The organism is Vibrio sp. E150_011, assembly GCF_053544015.1.
This window is the reverse complement of the sequence record NZ_JBHFOL010000002.1, coordinates 142266-160602: the sequence shown is the minus strand read 5'-3', so window position 1 is coordinate 160602 and position 18337 is coordinate 142266. Positions and strand designations below refer to the sequence as shown.

Sequence of the window (18337 nt, the reverse complement as noted above, 5' to 3'; positions counted from 1 at the left end):
TGGTGAGTCTCTTTACGCCTAGTAGATGAGCCGTCGAAATGCCGCTTACTTAGCTAGGTTCTGCGAATTTTTAACGTAGGAGGCAGCCGGGTCAGTATCGATACGTTACTATTTTGACTCCAAATATTATCAAGCTGCTCAATAACATGCTGAGCAATCTCCTTCACAGGTTGCGCGACGGTTGTGAGTTGGTAACCTTGCCATGCCGCTTGAGGGACATTATCACACCCCACAACGTGCAGTTGTCCAGGAATGGCGATATGCCCTACCTCTCGACAACTATCCATGAGCCCCATCGCTAATGCGTCTGACGCACAAAACACGCCTTCCAATTGCCGTAATGACTCCAAACATCTGGTTCCAAGCTCAAAACCTGCTGCGTAGCCGTACCGTTGCGCCTCCAAGCATAAAGGCGCCTTTAACCCGCGCGATACTATCTCTTCAGTGAAACCTAACAGGCGCTCATTGGATGCTTGACCATCTTTTCTACCCGCGACAAACGCTAACCGAGTTAAGCCTTTTTCAAGCAAGTAAGAAGCCGCGAGTCGCCCGGCCTCGTGATTATCCGTTTGGACAGAAGGAATAATACCACTCTCATCAACTCGCCCCAGCGTCACTAGTGGCAAGGATAATCGACGACACTGTGCGAGGCTCTCCACTGGCAGCGAACCCACAACCGCGATAACCCCATCGACTTGATATCCGGACAAACGCAACAGCGCTTCGTCGAGATCTTGTGCTTGTTTGACGTTAAGCAACATTGGCTGCTTACCTTGCCGCTGCAACGATGTGGACAACTCTTCAAACAGGTACGACTGGTAAGGGTTGGAAAAATCACTAATCAAAATAGCAATAAGGTTAGAGCGTTTTTTTTGAGCGGGTGTACTCAAGGTGCGAGCAAAAAAATTGGGCTGATAACCGAGCTCTTTCGCCGCTTGTAGTATTCGCTGGCGCTTTTCTGGCTGGATACTTGCCCCTTCTGTAAACGCCCGAGAGACCGCTGAACGCGAGACACCTAAATACGCAGCGACATCTGAAGCTGTGACTGCTTTATGATTATTAATGACTTTATCCTTCATTCTGTAGATGACACATCGCTAAAGATTGCAATGGCGATTGAACTGGCCACGCCCAAGCGGGTCCACATTGTTTATGAATTAATGCAGGCGCAACGCTTAAGCCCACTTCCTCACAGATAACCTGAGCGGCCATTACATCCCACACATTCACATTCCCCAAATAACACCCATCGAGTTCCCCACATGCCACCTGAGTTAATGACCATGCAGCAGATCCACTCACTCGTATCTGGTGACCTTGTTCAATCAACCATTTGGTATCGGCAATATATTTTTGAGCAATGCCTGGCTGATAATTCAAGTTAATGCCAACAACCAATTGCTCGTTTGCTAATGCCCTTGGTTTCAATGCTTCGTGCCCTTCGGGCTTCACCTCAAATGCCCCATGACCACGCATCGCATAGATCAATCGATGCTGTGCAGGGTAATAAATGATACCAATTGCTGGCCCGATATGGTCTACCAACGCAATACTTACCACAAAATCCGCGTGACCATAAAGAAAGTTAGTGGTGCCATCAATGGGATCAACAATCCAGCAAGGCCATTCGAGTGTACCACCCGACTCCTCCCCAAGCATATGATGTTCAGGAAATCTCCCCAACAGCGTCTCGCGAATAAACGCCTCAACCTCACGATCGGCTTCCGAAACCCAATCGTGATGGCCTTTGCTACCAATCGTCAGATTATGCCGCTGATTAAACCACGTCATTGCTTTTTTGCCCGCTTGCTCCGCTGTATGAATTCCGACCAAGAGGGCATCTTGTAACTCGTCAATTCTACTTTCTACATCAAGCGACATGGCGCGACTCCTTGGGTTCATTTTGAGTTAACACTTCATTGTCTTGAGCGATATAAAGCCCTTCTTCTCGGCGAACTTTATGCGTCAACTCCGCTTGGTATTGCGGAGAAATATGATACAAACGCCAGTCGCTTCCAGCTTTGCGTGTCAAAGGAAAAATATCTTGCCACGACCCGTGACTAGGATGCGTGCTCAAGGTTTCACATTCAACAAAGACCCAATCACTAGTTTGCGCGAGCTGTTGCCCCAGCGTAGTGAGTTGACCGTCCCCGGAATAAAAGAGCTGAAATCCACTGCGGTTAGTTAGATGCAGACTCAAGTTATCGACGGCATGTTTAGTGGGCGCCGTTGCGGCTTGCCACGGCCCAATACTCTTAACCGTCTCCGACACAATCCATTGAATCTGGTATCCCAAATTCTCGTTTGGCCAATGTGCAAAACCCACTAAGGGTTCGATGACTGAACGCTGCCCTGCCTGCACGATGAGTTTAAGTGGTCGTGACCTCTGTTTGGAGTCCATCCAATTAAGTAACGTTGTTAACCCTAAACAATGGTCTGGGTGAGTATGCGTCAAATAGATCGCGTCCAGTGATTCAGGGTCAATATTGCGCCTAAATAACGACGCAGGAACAGTAGGGCCGCAGTCCACTAATAGCATATAACCCGATTGCTCAACCAATATACTCGCGTTGACACGGTTGCCATCATACGCGTCGCCACACCCTAGGGTTGTCACAGTCAATCTATGCGGCATGTTCAACCTCTAGTAATTCAACCCTGCGCTCATCGCCATCAAACCAATGTAAAACTGATGCGGCTAAATTCAGTGGCAAATCATCCCCTACTGAATATTTAGCTTCACTCTCGACAATAAACGGTCCCCCTGCAATCGTGCCATAGTAAAGGCGAGCATGCCCTAGCGGCTCCATCACGGATATTTTCATTGTGCAATCCGGGTTCACCGCATCGACTTTCACTTGATTAGGACGAACACCAAAACTGTCACAAGCTAATCCGGGCGTAGGAAGTCCCGTTAACATAGGGTACGAACTGGCTGGTAAAAAATTCATCACTGGTGAGCCAATAAAAGAAGCCACAAACTTGTTAATAGGCTGATTGTAGAGTGCTTCTGGCGCGCCTACTTGCTCAATTCTTCCTTGGTTAAGGACCACGATTTTATCTGCCAGCGTCATTGCCTCAACTTGGTCATGAGTCACATACACCATCGTCGAGTTGAGTTGTTGATGAAGCTGCTTTAAATACACCCTCATTTCACTACGCAACTTTGCATCTAGATTCGACAGGGGTTCATCAAATAAAAATAATTCTGGGTCACGTACGATAGCCCGACCTATCGCGACACGCTGTCGCTGACCTCCCGACAATGCACTTGGCAGTCTTTTGAGCAGTGCCGTCAATTGTAATTTATCAGCAATTGTTTTTACTTTACTGTCAATTTCGCTCTTAGTTAACCCTGCCATTTTAAGTGGAAACGCAATGTTCTTTTCGACACTCATGTGGGGATAAAGAGCATAAGACTGAAATACCATTGCCACTTCACGTTCGGACGGATGAACCCCATTTAAGCAACGCTCGTTAAGCGTAATCGAACCATTGGTAATGCTCTCTAAGCCTGCAATCATCCGCAGCAGTGTAGACTTCCCGCATCCTGATGGGCCAACAAACACCACAAACTCGCCATCATGAATAGTGAGATCGACCTTTGGGATGACTGTTTGACCGTTGTAGGCTTTATGAATATCAGTGAGTGTTAATTTTGTCATTTTAATGTCCTACTTTAATCCCATCGAAAAACCACGCAGCAGATAGCGCTGCATATAGCCGGCAAGCGCTAACATAGGTAACGACGAGATGATGCCGATCGCCATCAACTCACCCCATGCAGTGCCGTCTTCCGTCATAAAATTAGAGATAAATAATGGGATGGTGAACTTGTCAGGCGTATGAATAAACAGCAGCGAGAATAAGAATTCGTTCCAACCTAGTATCATGGAAAATATCGCTGTCGCCACAAGCCCAGGTGCGCATAGTGGGAATACAATGTAACCCAAGCGCTTAAATAGATGTGCGCCATCCATGGCGCCCGCCTCTTCAATTTCTAGCGGAATGTCGCGAATAAACCCAAGAAGCATCCAGATACAAAATGGCAGAGTGTAGACCTGATAGGACAACACCAGACCCAACTTAGTATTGAGCAAACCAATTTGATTCATAAACGAGTACAAAGGAATGGCGACAACAATCGGTGGCATCATCTTAATAATCAATACAGATAACAGAAAAACATTATCTAACTTCGCCGGGAACTGGTAGCGAACTAACGCGTACGCCGCAAAAAATGCCACCACCACCGATACGACAGTCGCTGAAAGCGAAACGATTAACGTGTTGCTAATGAGCGGGAGTAAATCTCCGTGCCAAAGCGTCTGAAACGACTCAAAACTCATCGTTTTCGGTAATAACTGAGCCCCTGAATGTAGAATTTCTCCCGGGGACTTAAATGCCGTGCCAAACATCCAAATAATAGGCAAGATCATTAATCCTACCGCGCACCAGACAAACAGAGAATGAAATTGTAATCTCATTGTTTACCTCCTTTGACGACTTTTTGCGCATAGACGAGGGTCATCGCCAGTGAAATAGCGAGCATAATCAACGCCGATGCACTTGCCATTCCTAAATCAAAAAATCGAAAACCGTATTTATAGACAAACATTGACAATGTTTCGGTCGCATTACCCGGCCCACCTCCCGTCATGACATACACCTTGTCGAACAACTTAAACGTATCAATTGAGCGCAACAAAAACGCCAGCAATACCTGTTTTTGAATCAATGGCAAGGTGATGTACCAAAACGAGCCCCATCCTTTCGCACCGTCAACCATCGCTGCCTCATTAATGTCTTTAGGCACGGATTGCAAACCCGCTAAGATGATCAAAAAGGCCATTGGCGTCCATTGCCAAGTATCCACCAGCGCAATGGCATAAAGCGCCAAATCTGGATTAAACAACCATTCTTGTGCAGGTAGACCTATCGATACCAAGACGGTATTGAGTAGTCCAAAATCATAGTGATACCAAGAACGCCAAATAGACGAACAAACAAGGGTCGAGATCATCATTGGATAAATGATGATTGGCAGAGCAAACCGCCGTCCAGGGAACTGACGATGAAACAGCAGCGCTAAACCCAGCCCTAACAACACCTGCGCCGATGACGCAACCATGGCAAATGTGAAGGTGTTCTTAATTGCAGACACAAAGAAAAAGTCATCGAAGAGAACTCTAAAATTCGATAATCCGACAAACTGATATTGTTCAGCCGGTCCTGTGTTTCCAAACGCGTTGTAAACAACAGAAGTAATTGGGTAAACAGTGAGTAGCCCCAGCAACGTCACCGCGGGAATAAGAAGCATCGTCAATTGCTTACGGTTTTCAAACAGCATAGATAAACCTGAAAATAGCCCATCGTCCGCCACACTTTATTTGCGTGTGAAGAGCAACAGGCTCGTTGTTGATGAGAAATTTACGCTTTAACGATACGAGCGATTCGCTGTTGTGCTTGGTTGAGAGCTTGCTCTGCTGTCATTTGTCCCATCATCGCTAGCTGCAAGAAGTCTCCTAAAATGCTTTCAACCTCCGCCCAGTTATGAATACGTGGACGTGCTTTACCCGTTTTCAAAGCCTCGGCTTGTTGTGGATACCAACGGTATTTAGCGACAACATCATCGTCGAGATAAACACTCTCACGAGTTGGTGGCATACCAAAATCCAGTGCCAACGCCTTTTGAATTTCAGCGCTTGTCGCAAACTTTAAGAACGCTTCCGCTTCTAGTTTGTTTTTTGCATCAGCAGGAATCGCCAGCTGCCAAATCCCTAGCATTGGTGCAGGAGACCCCACCTCGGCAGGCGGCGCAACGATTTCCATATCTCCAACAACATTAGATAACTCGGCATTATCGAGGTCAGGAACCCATGCCGGCCACACTTCAATGGCCATCGCCGCGGTTCCTTTTTGTAATGATGTTCTGACTTCATCAGCGTTATACACATCCACTCCACGTGGCGCGTATTCCTTCATCGCTAGGAACGTTTCCAGTGCCTGTTTAGCTTCTGGAGTATTGAGTGTCGGCGCACCGTTTTCATCGACAACATCCGCGCCATAACCCCATAAAATAGGTAGGAACCCAGTGACTATTGGGTTGCCTTTTACACCGCGAAAAACCACGCCATTTGTGTCACTTGATTGGCTAATCTTCTGAGCAGCGTTCAAGACATCCGTCCAAGATTTAGGCTGAGCTAAAGCGTGTTGTTCAAACTGTGCTCGATTCCATGCAAACATAGCCACATTGCCAACCATTGGCATTGCATATGCCGGCCCCGTTGCATCAGGGTAACGACCAATATCAAAGGGAGCTTGAACAAAGTCAGTGTCTTCGACACTTTTTGATAACGGAGCAAGCCATTGGTTAGTCATAAACTCGGGGGCCCACGTGTCGTCCATCAAAATGACATCATAGTGACCCGTTTTCTCACGCATTGACAAAACCACGCTCTCATATAGACCATTGTTTGGTCGTTTAACTAACGTCACATCCGTGTCTGGTTTTATCTTGTTGTACTCATCCACGACAAACTGCATGGCTTCGCCATAACTACTATCTCGTCCTGCGATGACTAACTCTGTTGCGGCAGCGGTACAGGTTGCCGCAAGCAACGCAGTGGTCACTATTGCACGTTGGAACATGACATTCTCCTTGTTTCCGTAATAATGCGAGCTTTTGCACGCGTGTTCATTTTCAATACGAATACAATAAAGAATGAAGATTTCAGTTAGGTTACGTGCATATGATCGTTGTAATACAAGACCGTAATGTTCTAAAAACGGCGTTACGATTTTTCGAGTGCGAACAGGTGTACCTTGATGGTATAGGGGCGAAAGGTAGAAGGTGTTAATTAATCACGTATTACTGACGTTACCTCTTTGATTAGCCAGATAGGCGATGGTTATTCATATACTTTGCACGCGCGTACAAATCAATCGAATTTATATCCATAATATCAAGCAAGCAAAGTCATAAGCCGCAGCACACAACACACGTCATTAAAAACTAAGCTTGATACTTACCATAAATATAAGAAAGCTCCGCAACCGTCTTGGCCGACAGTTTTTTCAACAAACTTGAGCGATGGACTTCAACTGTACGCATGGCAATGCATAGTTCGTCAGCAATACGTTGATTGCGTTTGCCCTCAATGATCAAGCGCAGAATGTCTCGCTCTCTGGCCGTCAAGGTATCGAATGCCGCGCGTGCTGATTGTGACTCCATTGCACACGAAGAATGAAGCAAACCATCTCGAATGGCTTGCGCCAACTCGCTTCCTTTGACTGGTTTTTGGAAAAAATTCACCGCGCCAGCTTGCAGCGCATCGACCGCCATTGGTACATCACCATGGCCGGTAAGAAAAATCACCGCTAAAGGACTTTTCGCATCATTTAGGTATTGATGAACTTGCTGCCCTCGTAGTCTCGGCATTCGACTATCTAATACCACGCAGCCAGGTTCTGTAATATCGACCGAGTCCAGAAATTGTTGTCCATCGCTAAATGTCGCCACCCTAAAACCATATTCTTCCAACATAAACTCTAACGAATCACACACTGACTCATCGTCATCGACGACGTAAACAGGGAGTAACATATCGACTTCTGTCATTGATATTCCTTTCACTATTTTGTTGGCTGTTCATAAGGGAAAAACATCTCAACGACGCAGCCATGCGGTTGCAATGAAGAAATGGAAAACTCACCGTTATGCATCTCAATCACGTCACTGCAAATGGCCAATCCGAGCCCCAACCCGCCTTCTTTCGTGCTAACAAAGGCGCTCGTCGGATCATCATGAATCAAACCGGTTCCATTGTCACAGATACGAATACTCACCCCACGGAGCGTATACTCAGTATGCACGTCAATCTTGGCATGAAAGTGATCGCCGCTTTGTTCTTGATAAGACACGCACGCATCAAGTGCATTACTAATGACATTCACCAGCACCTGTTGTAGCCCTACCATATCCGCCACAATATTTTTGGGTACCCCTTCATATGTATGATGAAGGTTAACGCTCGACTTTTGTACACGAAAGTTCAGCAACTCAATCGTGTCTTCGATGATGTCCTGTACATCGCAATCTTGTTTGTCGACGCTGCGTTTTTTAATTAACGTGCGCAGGCGACTAACAATCGCATCAATTCTCTCCACCTGCCCCTGTATTTTTTCAAATATCGGTCCAATGTCTTCCACTGGCCGCTGTTTCGCTACTCGTAATAACCCTCCCTCACTGTAATTACGAATAGCAGCAAGCGGTTGATTAATCTCATGTGCGACGCTGCTACCCATCTCACCAACAATGGCAACCCGTTGTGAATGTTCCAGCATCTCACTTTTTTCTTTCAACCGATGAACGGTGAGCTCCAGCGCTTTTTTACTTTTACTGAATCGATACTCTAGCCAAAAATGATAGCCATTAAGAACGATAATAAAAATGAATAACGCCCACGCCCATTCTTGATGAAACCGCAACCAACGAAATGCTTCTTTCCACCAAGGTTGTTGTAAGGGGTGAAGATCTAATGCTTGATAAAGCTTGTCGATAGACAATAAGCTCACCGGTGGGGTCCAGCCAGATACACCAGCGGATACCGCGGCAGGGGCATCGGAAGGCATATCCAATAGCACTTGCGCTATTTTTTTCGCCAACACCGCCGAACCACGCTCGGTTTTGGCCATCGACCAATTGGGATAAAGCGGTGTCGACACCTGACAATTAAAATGCTCGATGGGTTGAGCGTTAACCACTCGAAACTTTCCAGCATCGAGTAACCCTTCTTTAACCATCGTTTCAAGAAGGCAGGCAGGAACAACGGCTGCCTCAACATTTCTATCACGAAGCTGATAGAGGTTGGCATCAATGGGAAAGCCCAAATAGCGCACATCGGCAAAAAAGTCATTGGGGTTTATGCCTTGCTGAACCAGTTCGTAGCGCAGTGTAAGGTACCCTCCAAATGCCTTGTCTGATACCGCGGCCAATGGCAAGCCTTGTACATCTTGTAACGTCTCATAAGATGAGTCCACGCGTACAACCAATGCAGAACCAATACCGTCGTTCGTTTTATTGGGCGCTCGGTTAGTCACTGTCGCTATCCATGATAACTCGTACTGACGACCTAGCCGAACGGCTTGACCTGGGTTGGTCAACACAAAATCGATGTTCTGCTCTTGCACCGCTTTCGTCATGCCATCGAGATCCAATGGCTTGAAAACAAAATGGGCTTCTGGAATCTTCTGATTCAGCCAATCAATCGTCGGCTGCCAACGTTGGGTGGCATAAAGATGACCACGAATCGCGAGCACACTCACCATGACTTCGGGCTTCTCTCTTTGAGGATGAGTGAATTGAACGTCGGCGGCACCGTCGCGGCTGGAAGCTTGCGTCGCGTTAGCCTGACCAAACCACCCGGCCATTATCACCGCGATAAAAACACACACAAAGCCCTGCCGATTTATCATGCTAAAGCCACTCTGAAATGAAAAATTCGACAACAGAATAACAGCCTCCCCTAGCGAACCGTATTTGTTTTGGATCAAGTTTGATTCGAGTATGTGGAAATCCACAATATCACGCAAGATCCACTTTTATCACAATAGAAACAAGCCCCCATTAATCTTAGCAGGTAAGTTATGGACTCTTCTAAACGACGCTTTCTCAGCGCCGTCACCGCAGGCGCTGCGCTCATCCCGATCGCAGGGATTAACACCGCTACGGCGGGCACCGTGATTCGCAATAACAATGAACCAGATCGAAAGGGACAGGTAGGTAAACGCTACGCGATGGTCGTCGACCTTAGAAAATGTGTCGGCTGCCAGGCATGCACGGTCGGGTGCAGTATCGAAAACCAAGCCCCTATCGGCCAGTTTCGTACCACGGTTAAGCAGTATGAAGTCACGCTAGACGACGGCTCCAAAAGCTCTAAAGAAGTCAAATCGTTCATGCTACCTAGGCTGTGTAACCATTGCGAGAACCCGCCATGTGTGGCCGTTTGCCCCGTTCAAGCCACATTCCAGCGCGAAGATGGCATCGTCATGGTAGACAATAGCCGCTGTGTCGCCTGTGCCTATTGCGTCCAAGCTTGCCCTTATGACGCTCGCTTCATCAATGAAGAGACACTCACCGCCGATAAATGCACCTTTTGTGCCCACCGCCTTGAGCAAGGCTTACTTCCTGCTTGCGTCGAAACCTGTGTCGGTGGCGCTCGTGTGATCGGTGACATCAATGACCCGTCCAGTGAAATTCGCCGCTTACTTACCGAACATCAAGACGATATTAAGGTCCTCAAACCGGAAGAAAACACCAAGCCTCATGTGTTTTATATCGGCATGAATGAGCGCTTCACAAGCCACGTGCAAGGTCAGCCTGCTATTTATGACCCACAAGACAGCAGCCACAATAAAGGAGAAAAGGTATGAACATCACCGAAATCCTAGTCCCCGCTCAAGCGTCTGCTTGGCTTCCGTGGGCAGTACAATACTTTTTCTACATCGGTTCGGCTTATGCTGCCGCGATTCTGTTTTTGATCGCCCTAGTTTTTCACGGTCAAACCACCCATCGCCTGCGTGCCGCTCTCGTACTGACATTAGCGATTGGCGCGATTGTCGGCCCACTAGCGTTAACCGGCGACTTACACCAACCTGGCCGAGCATGGCATTTTTATACCCACTTAACCCCTTGGTCGTGGATGTCACTCGGTTCAATTTTTCTGCCTGTTTTTTCCGGACTCGCAGTTGGGACAGCATGGCTGTACCTACGTAACGACCTGATGCGATTGAAACATAACGATAATGCTATTTTGAGACGCTTCGCGGTGCTATCGCTTGGTCATTGGCCAACCTCTCGACGTCTCATGCTCAGTGTCGCCGTATTGACCGTGGTTTCTGGCTTATCTATCGCACTCTACACGGGGGCTGAGATCGCCGTGGTTCAAGCGCGATCACTTTGGCATCAGCCGGCTTCGCCATTACTTTGGTTTACCACCGCTTTTCTTGGTGCGATTGGTTTTTCATTAATTCTTTGGTTGTTATTCACTGGCAGAGAACACCGTCACGCACTCTCTGCGACAGATATTCATTTGCTTAAACGCTCAACAACGATCAGCGCAATACTGGCGTTCATTCTCGTCCCTATTTGGGCGTCAAATAACGCCTCATTTTCGCTATTTGAAAATCATAGTTGGGTGGTGAATTTGGCCATCGTCAGTGTTTCTTTGCTTGTTTGCGTACTCGCTTCACGCCTCATTCTCAAGGACCAATACCAACCGCTGGGATTAGTAATTTTGGCACTGATCACCTTGGCGACGTGTTGGGTCACTCGTTGGGTCACCATGATGGATGTACAAACTATCGCCAAATTTGATGTTGGCCCATACCCCTATATTCTTCCGACCGGAAGCAGCGGACTATTAGGCATTGTTGGCATGTTTGGGCTTTGGGTAGCATTAGCAATGCTCGCTTCTGAGCTCGTCGACTCAACGGAAGACACATCGGTCAGCACTACGCTTACCCACCACTAATTTAAGAGGGTTTCACAATGGATAATAAACGTCGTCAATTTTTGAAATCAGGTATTGCGGTAGGTGGTCTAGGCGCGTTTGCAGCGGGTTATGCGACTACAACTAAACACATGGTTGAAGGGGTAATTGAGGGGACTGCTGGGCAGAAGACTCGAGATATCCATCACGGTAATTCACTTGAGCCTGAGTACAGCGTAAATTCAAATGGTAACCTGATCCCCAACCCAAACCAGCGGGTTGCACCGTCGATGTGTTTTGGATGTTGGACACTATGTGGCCTTCGTGTTCGTATTGATAACCGAAATGACGAGATATTACGCATCAGTGGTAACCCTTATCACCCACTTTCACATCAAAATCATATACCGTTTGAAACGCCAGTAAAAGATGCCTATCTAGGCTTGGCTGGAGAGTCAGGATTAGAGGGACGCTCAACGGCGTGTGCCCGAGGTAATGGCATGATGGAAATCCGCAATAGCCCTTATCGAATCACGCAACCGCTTAAACGAGTGGGGAAACGCGGCGAAGGGAAATGGCAACCCATCAGTTACGAGCAACTCATTAACGAAGTCGTTGAAGGTGGTGATTTATTTGGCGAGGGACACGTAGATGGCTTGGCCGCGATTCGTGATTTAGAGACACCCGTTGACCCTCTCAACCCTGAATATGGACCCAAATCCAACCAATTACTGATGACCAATGCAGGTAATGAGGGACGTGATGACATACTAAAACGCTTTGCTTTCAATAGTTTTGGTACACGGAACTTTGGACACCATGGTTCATACTGCGGCTATGCATTCCGAGCTGGCAGTGGCGCGTTCATGAACGATCTCGACAAATTTGCTCATCTAAAACCTGACTTCGACAACGCTGAGTATGTGATTTTTATTGGTATGTCACCGGCACAAGCGGGTAACCCGTTTAAGCGCCAAGCCCGTCAGCTTGCAAAAGCACGCACAGAAGGCAAACTTGAATATACCATCATTACGCCAAGCTTACCGGCAGGCTCATCCAGCTTAGCGGCGGGCGACAACAATAACTGGATTCCCATCAAACCCGCCAGTGACTCTGCGCTTGTGCTGGGGATGATTCGCTGGATTATTGACAACGAACGCTATAACGCAACATTCCTAGCCCAGCCCGGCGTAAGTGCAATGAAGAAGGCCGGTACGGCGCATTGGTGTAATGCCACTCACCTGGTGATTAGTGATCCTAACCACCCTCGCCAAGGCAGTTTTTTACGCGCCTCTGATATGAATCTGCCTTTTGTGGGAGAGGCGCAATCCGATACGGATCCCTATGTGATTGTCGATGCGCAAAGCAACACGCTAGGCATCAATACGCAGGCCAATGAAGCAACGCTCTTTGTCGATCGCGATATTGAGCTGGCAGGTGAAGTGGTACGGGTCAAGTCATCGCTACAAAGATTAAGAGAGGAAGCCTTTAAACACGACCTCACGTTCTACAGCCAACAATGTGGCATTGCTGAAACCGAGATCAGCGCTCTCGCTGAGCGATTCACCAGCTACGGTACAAAGGCTGTGGTTGATACCCACGGTGGCAATATGCACACCAATGGTTTCTACAATGCCTTCACAATTGTCATGCTCAATGCCTTGGTTGGGAACATTAATCGTAAGGGCGGCGCCATGGCGAAAGCGGGTGGCTACCCAACATCCGGTAAAGGCCCGCGTTATGATTTCACCCAGTTCGCGGGCAAAACCGCACCTAAAGGTGTGTTCCTTTCACGCAGCAAGTTTCCTTACCAAAAAAGCAGCGAATACAAACGACGCGTGGCGGCGGGTCAGTCGCCCTACCCTACTCGTGCGCCTTGGTACCCTATATCAGCGCCATTGTTAACCGAGCATTTGTCTGCCGCTATCGATGGCTATCCGTATCGAGCGAAAGCATGGATCAACCACATGGCTAATCCGATTTATGGTGTGCCTGGCTTGAAAACCCTGCTGGAAGACAAACTCAAGGATCCTAAAGAATTGGGGCTGATCATCTCGATCGACGCATTCATCAATGAAACCACCGCACTGTCTGATTATATTGTGCCTGACACCGTGACCTATGAAAGCTGGGGGATGGCCACGCCTTGGCACGATGTGCCGGTAAAAACCGTCACGGCTCGCTGGCCTGTCGTTGAACCACGCACAGAGAAAACCGCAGATGGCCGAGCGATTTGCCTAGAAGATTTTCTCATTGATGTCGCTAAAAAAATGAAGTTAGGCGGTTTTGGTGACAAGGCGATTCCTGATGCTAACGGACAATGGCATGGCATCCATACTGCGGAAGATTTTTATCTTCGCTCTGCCGCAAACCTCGCATTTGTAAAAGGTGGCGTTCCGGACGTATCTGCCGAAGATATTGTTTGGTCAGGACTAGAAAGACTCATGCCTGCCATGCAGAAAACCCTTACGCCCGATGAGCTCAAGCGTGTGGCGTTTATCTTTGCTCGTGGCGGTCGTTTTGAGGATGCATCGCAAACCTATCAAGGTGAGCTGATGAAGCATAAGTGGACGAAACCACTGGCCATCTGGAATGAAAAACTCGGCACCTCCAGAAACACCATGACGGGTGAATTTTACAGTGGATGTCCGACATGGCACCCGCAAAAACTGAGCGACGGTACGCCACTTGAAGAGCAATATCCTAGCAGTGAGTGGCCGTTCAGCCTCACCAACTTTAAGTCTAACATTCATAGCGCGGTATCGAATTTATCACCTCGTTTGAATTCGATTAAAGGGGTGAACCCGGTTTACATCCATCCGTCAGATGCACAAAAGGCCGGTATACAAACTGGTGACCACTGTGTTGTAGAAACACCTGACGCCAGTACTGAAGCTTTAGCTATGGTAGTGGATGGCATTCGACCAGGCACACTCGGGTTTGAACATGGCTTCGGTCACAGTGAACTCGGAGAGCGCGCGCACTGGATTGGCGATCAACAGCAACCGGTTAAAGCAATGAGAGGCGATGGCGTAAATATCAATGACATTGGCCTGATCGATCCGACGCGACAAGGCAAAGGGGTAATGCTGGATTGGGTGGTGGGTGCCGCGGCTAGGCAGTCTTTACCGGCTAAAATTCGTAAAGCCTAATCAGCTTGAGTAGCTAAAAGGGTAGACGAGTCGTAATAACGTCGCCTTGTGGGTGCTTCCCACAAGGCGACAGGTCTTGCTCACTCTAATTAATTGTCACCGTAATTGGCGCAGAAAATATATGGTAACCATCAACATTGTGTTGGTCTTCGTTACTCTCTTCAACTGCATCAAACTCATGGAAATACCGCGCAAGTATTTGTGCTTCCCCACTTGTTGTAAATATCAGTTTACCGCTGTCATCAAGTTGGTAGTCTGCCGAGCTCTCAATCACCACAAAGTGATTCGCATCCCATGTACTCAATTCTCCTATTTGAGTTTTGATTGTCGCATCAACCGCAATAACCGCGTCTACATCAACGGTTAAGTCATGCGCTTCCACTTCAATATCCGTTACGAAATCGCTGCTCCATTGGATATAATCGGTCGTCAAGCCGTGAATACCAGCGGCATAGTCACGCTGCTGATCTTGCTCGTTACGGTAAGTCCATGGCCAAACCGTTACACCTCGATGCTTGGCTGCTTCTACCGTGCTATTTGCTAACGCAGCGTAAGATGGGTTATAGGTGGTGGAGATAGGCTGCACTTTTTTAAGCATAGACAGCAACGTTGCGTTCTCATCTCTACCTTCAGAATGCCCAGTTAACAAACCAACGGGGATCTCCGGCATCACATCTCCCATTCGCTTAGCCTGCTCTTCACTAAACGCAATCACAATCAGCTGGTCTGCCACATCATATCGCTCTGTTACTCGTGAAATTTCGTCCACGATGAGTGGGTTACCACTCTTTATTTCTAAGAAATGAGTCATCTCCTCACCTTTGAAAGTCTCGAAAAACTCATCTAGTGTTGGGACTTTCATATCAGAAACAGAGCCATCGATATTGAGTATATTCAATTGTTTAATCTCAGCTAAGCTCATCTCTTCGATAAGCCCCGTGCCATCGGTCGTTCTGTCAACCGTCGCATCATGGATCACCACAACATGATTATCTGCCGATAAGTAAACATCATACTCATTACCATCGACGCCTAATTCCAACGCTTTTACCGCGCTCTCTAAGGTATTTTCTGGCAACAGCGAAGGCACGCCTCGATGGCCAATAAACAATGGCTTTCTTATCAGAGAGTTTTCAGGAAAGGCCGTCAATGCCTGATTAATTGTATCGGTATCATCAACAACAAGTCCATGGGCACCCAATGTCATTAGGTCAGCAGTCGATTCTGCTTCATCAGCTACCACCCACACCGTTAGCAAGCGACGCTGCAAATAACGCATATTTTCTTTTGTTGCCCAGTTTTGTGGCACAACTACAATGCGTGACTTCGAACGAGTGGTATCACTCACCACGTCATGCCAATTAGAGATCGACTGATCATCACTTTGCGGTAAGAACTCAAAGGCACTTCGTACATTTGGTGACGCCTGACGTAAAACCTGCAAAGCATCGACATTATCCGATACCACAGTCACATCCAACGATTTTGTCTTGTTCAATAGTTCCGATAATTTCAATGGGTCAACGTCATTGGACATCCGAATAACAGGAATAGTATTAAGATCCATCTCTAGCAGTTCAGCTAAGCTACCAAGCGACATACCATGTAACGAAGTAAGGTCAAGGTTAGCATCAAGCTGCAACCACGCATTCGATACTGGAAGAGATTGCAGGTCATCAAGGGCTTGCACATTGGTTGTCACAATAGATGGGGCCATCGCGATATTTGTCTCTGGCTCGTTGACTGTGTAGATTTGCTCGAGCTTTGGTAACGGTTCATGCTGTTCAGTGATCTTGATATCTTGTACTTTAAGCACTGCGCCTGCCGCCTGCAAACCAACATTGCCAAGCATTGGTAATATGTCTGCGTCGTGCAAAACCTGACCATTTAATGTCTGTTGAACTCGATTACCAAAAGTTGTAATTGTCGCTGTATAGATCTGCTCTGAATCAATATCTTGATCAAACGCCATCGTATCCATGACATCCCATTCGTCATTGTATCGAGAAGAGAGCTCAGTTCCATTACCGCTTGTCGCCCCTTGTCTAATTGCCATCTGGTAGTATGGCTGGTCACCGGCGATACGATATTTAATTCCCCCCCAACGAGAGCTATTGTTCGCCTCAGCTATGGTAAAGTTCACTTCAACTTTATAGTTAGCATGGCTAGCTACCACTTGTGGAAGTTCAATCGCAGTCGCGGTGTAGTTATCTGCTCGTCCATCAATATACAAGGAGCCATCTTCGATATAAGCATCACCAATATTGGTAATGATATCCCACCCTTCAGGCAGGCTACCCTCTTCAATACCTTCAAAATTCTCATACACAATGACATTTGACTCGACAACGGTGTTGTCATCTTTATCATCACTGCATCCTACTAGCGTCAAAGCGACAAAAGACGTCACCCATAGTTTATTGTTAGACATTTAACATCTCCTTATTAGATAGTTATTATCCTATAGGCGATGAATTAATATCCTCTTTCACCTTAATGAACATTCTGTGAGAAAAACCCTCATATTTTTCATTAGAAAACTCTTGGTTTTTACAGATAATTACAAATGCAGCCTTATTTAACCTCATTAATTAACTGTTAAGAAATATATTCAGATTATTTTCATATGAAAACTTTAATATAGGAATCAGCATGACAAATTGTAGAAAACCAGAGATCCTCACTCTATTAGATAAAAATGGCACAATTACAACCAACGCACTCGCAAAATTGTTTTCTGTTACGCCACAAACAATATGTCGAGACATCAATGAGCTGTGTGATCAAGGGCAAGCACGTCGTGTACATGGCGGTGTAACACTGCCTGCTAGTATGGATAATACTCATTACAACCAAAGAATTAGCAATAACAGTCAAGGAAAAGCTCTTATTGCCAAAATTGCAGCTAGGCATATCTTACCGGGTCAAACTGTCTTTCTTGGTTACGGTTCAACCACCGCAAACCTTGCCTCTTTAATCAGTATCAAATCTCCGATTAAGGTCATCACCAATAATTTAGATGTTGCGACAGCCCTGGAAAACAGCAACTCTGAAGTATGGTTGTCCGGCGGTCGCGTGCGTAACCGTCAAAGAGACGTGACGGGCTATGCTACTGCCAACTTCCTCAATAGTTTCAGGGCTGATATTGCCTTTTGTGGTGTGGGTGCCATTGACAAAAATGGCGATCTACTAGAGTTCAATTATGAAGAAGCTGAGTTATCTCGAGTGATGCTATCAAACGCCAAGCAGAAAGTGATCCTAGCCGACCATACAAAACTAGGCAGACACGCATCGGTATTTTGTGAAAAGCTAGCCAATATAGACATATTAATCACAGACATAGAAACCCAAGAAATTAAACAACTTTGTCAAAAACATTCAGTTAGAGTTATATCCAATTAAATAACCAAAATCCATACGATATATTGAGATATGGGAATTAAATAATTACAAACTGAACAATATAATATTATGTGAACGATGAATGAAAAATGTAACAAATCGCTTCTTAGTTATTTTTATAATTTTGATAACTACGTCATTTTATTCAGTCTACTCATAAACTTAAATCAAAAACAATTCCCAATGTAATATTATTTTAATGTTTAGACTTTTTTGTGCAATAAACCATACATGCAACATTCATCTCGCTCACTTACTGTCGTCACGATTTTTTATAGGAGATATAAACGC

The 18337-nt window shown here is 46.6% G+C and carries 14 protein-coding genes; 4 read left to right on the top strand and 10 right to left on the bottom strand.

Features of this window, described 5'->3' with window-relative positions:
* Positions 1–53: 53 nt before the first annotated feature.
* The 9 genes from ACE1OE_RS03895 to ACE1OE_RS03855 all read right to left on the bottom strand — a co-directional run bounded on the left by ACE1OE_RS03895 (position 54) and on the right by ACE1OE_RS03855 (position 9477).
* Positions 54–1079, bottom strand: a complete 1026-nt coding sequence (locus ACE1OE_RS03895) for a LacI family DNA-binding transcriptional regulator (protein WP_449210222.1) — start codon at positions 1077–1079, stop codon at positions 54–56.
* Positions 1069–1881, bottom strand: coding sequence for an inositol monophosphatase family protein (locus ACE1OE_RS03890; RefSeq protein ID WP_449210221.1), 813 nt, complete (start codon positions 1879–1881; stop codon positions 1069–1071). The genes ACE1OE_RS03895 and ACE1OE_RS03890 overlap by 11 nt, the downstream gene beginning before the upstream one ends.
* Positions 1871–2635 (bottom strand): MBL fold metallo-hydrolase, encoded by a 765-nt coding sequence (locus ACE1OE_RS03885; RefSeq protein WP_449210220.1) that lies wholly within the window; start codon positions 2633–2635, stop codon positions 1871–1873. The genes ACE1OE_RS03890 and ACE1OE_RS03885 overlap by 11 nt, the downstream gene beginning before the upstream one ends.
* Positions 2625–3665, bottom strand: a complete 1041-nt coding sequence (locus ACE1OE_RS03880; RefSeq protein ID WP_449210219.1) for an ABC transporter ATP-binding protein — start codon at positions 3663–3665, stop codon at positions 2625–2627. The genes ACE1OE_RS03885 and ACE1OE_RS03880 overlap by 11 nt, the downstream gene beginning before the upstream one ends.
* 9 nt (positions 3666–3674) lie before the next feature.
* Positions 3675–4487 (bottom strand): carbohydrate ABC transporter permease, encoded by an 813-nt coding sequence (locus ACE1OE_RS03875; RefSeq protein ID WP_449210218.1) that lies wholly within the window; start codon positions 4485–4487, stop codon positions 3675–3677.
* The gene (locus ACE1OE_RS03870) at positions 4484–5350 is read right to left on the bottom strand and encodes a carbohydrate ABC transporter permease (RefSeq protein WP_449210217.1); all 867 of its coding nucleotides are present in this window, start codon (positions 5348–5350) and stop codon (positions 4484–4486) included. The genes ACE1OE_RS03875 and ACE1OE_RS03870 overlap by 4 nt, the downstream gene beginning before the upstream one ends.
* Before the next feature lie 80 nt (positions 5351–5430).
* Complete coding sequence (locus ACE1OE_RS03865) at positions 5431–6651, bottom strand: ABC transporter substrate-binding protein (protein ID WP_449210216.1); 1221 nt, start codon at positions 6649–6651, stop codon at positions 5431–5433.
* A gap of 364 nt (positions 6652–7015) precedes the next feature.
* Entirely contained in the window at positions 7016–7621 is a 606-nt protein-coding gene (locus ACE1OE_RS03860) for a response regulator transcription factor (protein ID WP_449210215.1), read from the bottom strand.
* A 14-nt stretch (positions 7622–7635) separates the two neighbouring features.
* Positions 7636–9477: a sensor histidine kinase gene (locus ACE1OE_RS03855; RefSeq protein WP_449210214.1), complete on the bottom strand. Its 1842-nt coding sequence runs from the start codon at positions 9475–9477 to the stop codon at positions 7636–7638.
* A 171-nt stretch (positions 9478–9648) separates the two neighbouring features.
* Between ACE1OE_RS03855 and dsrO the strand changes: the two genes are divergently transcribed.
* The 3 genes from dsrO to ACE1OE_RS03840 are packed head-to-tail and all read left to right on the top strand — an operon-like array spanning position 9649 to position 14644.
* On the top strand, positions 9649–10434 hold the full coding sequence (gene dsrO / locus ACE1OE_RS03850; RefSeq protein ID WP_449210213.1) for a sulfate reduction electron transfer complex DsrMKJOP subunit DsrO: 786 nt from the start codon (positions 9649–9651) through the stop codon (positions 10432–10434).
* On the top strand, positions 10431–11534 hold the full coding sequence (gene nrfD, locus ACE1OE_RS03845; RefSeq protein WP_449210212.1) for an NrfD/PsrC family molybdoenzyme membrane anchor subunit: 1104 nt from the start codon (positions 10431–10433) through the stop codon (positions 11532–11534). The genes dsrO and nrfD overlap by 4 nt, the downstream gene beginning before the upstream one ends.
* A 17-nt stretch (positions 11535–11551) precedes the next feature.
* Positions 11552–14644, top strand: coding sequence for a molybdopterin-dependent oxidoreductase (locus tag ACE1OE_RS03840; RefSeq protein ID WP_449210211.1), 3093 nt, complete (start codon positions 11552–11554; stop codon positions 14642–14644).
* Between the two features lie 85 nt (positions 14645–14729).
* Here ACE1OE_RS03840 and ACE1OE_RS03835 read toward each other — a convergent pair whose 3' ends face one another.
* A complete protein-coding gene (locus ACE1OE_RS03835) occupies positions 14730–17075 on the bottom strand; it encodes a glycerophosphodiester phosphodiesterase family protein (protein ID WP_449210210.1) in 2346 nt (781 codons plus the stop codon).
* Positions 17076–17296: 221 nt separating this feature from the next.
* On the opposite strand from ACE1OE_RS03835, the gene ACE1OE_RS03830 reads away from it, so the two are divergent.
* Positions 17297–18046: a DeoR/GlpR family DNA-binding transcription regulator gene (locus ACE1OE_RS03830; protein WP_372060661.1), complete on the top strand. Its 750-nt coding sequence runs from the start codon at positions 17297–17299 to the stop codon at positions 18044–18046.
* The last annotated feature ends 291 nt before the right edge of the window (positions 18047–18337 follow it).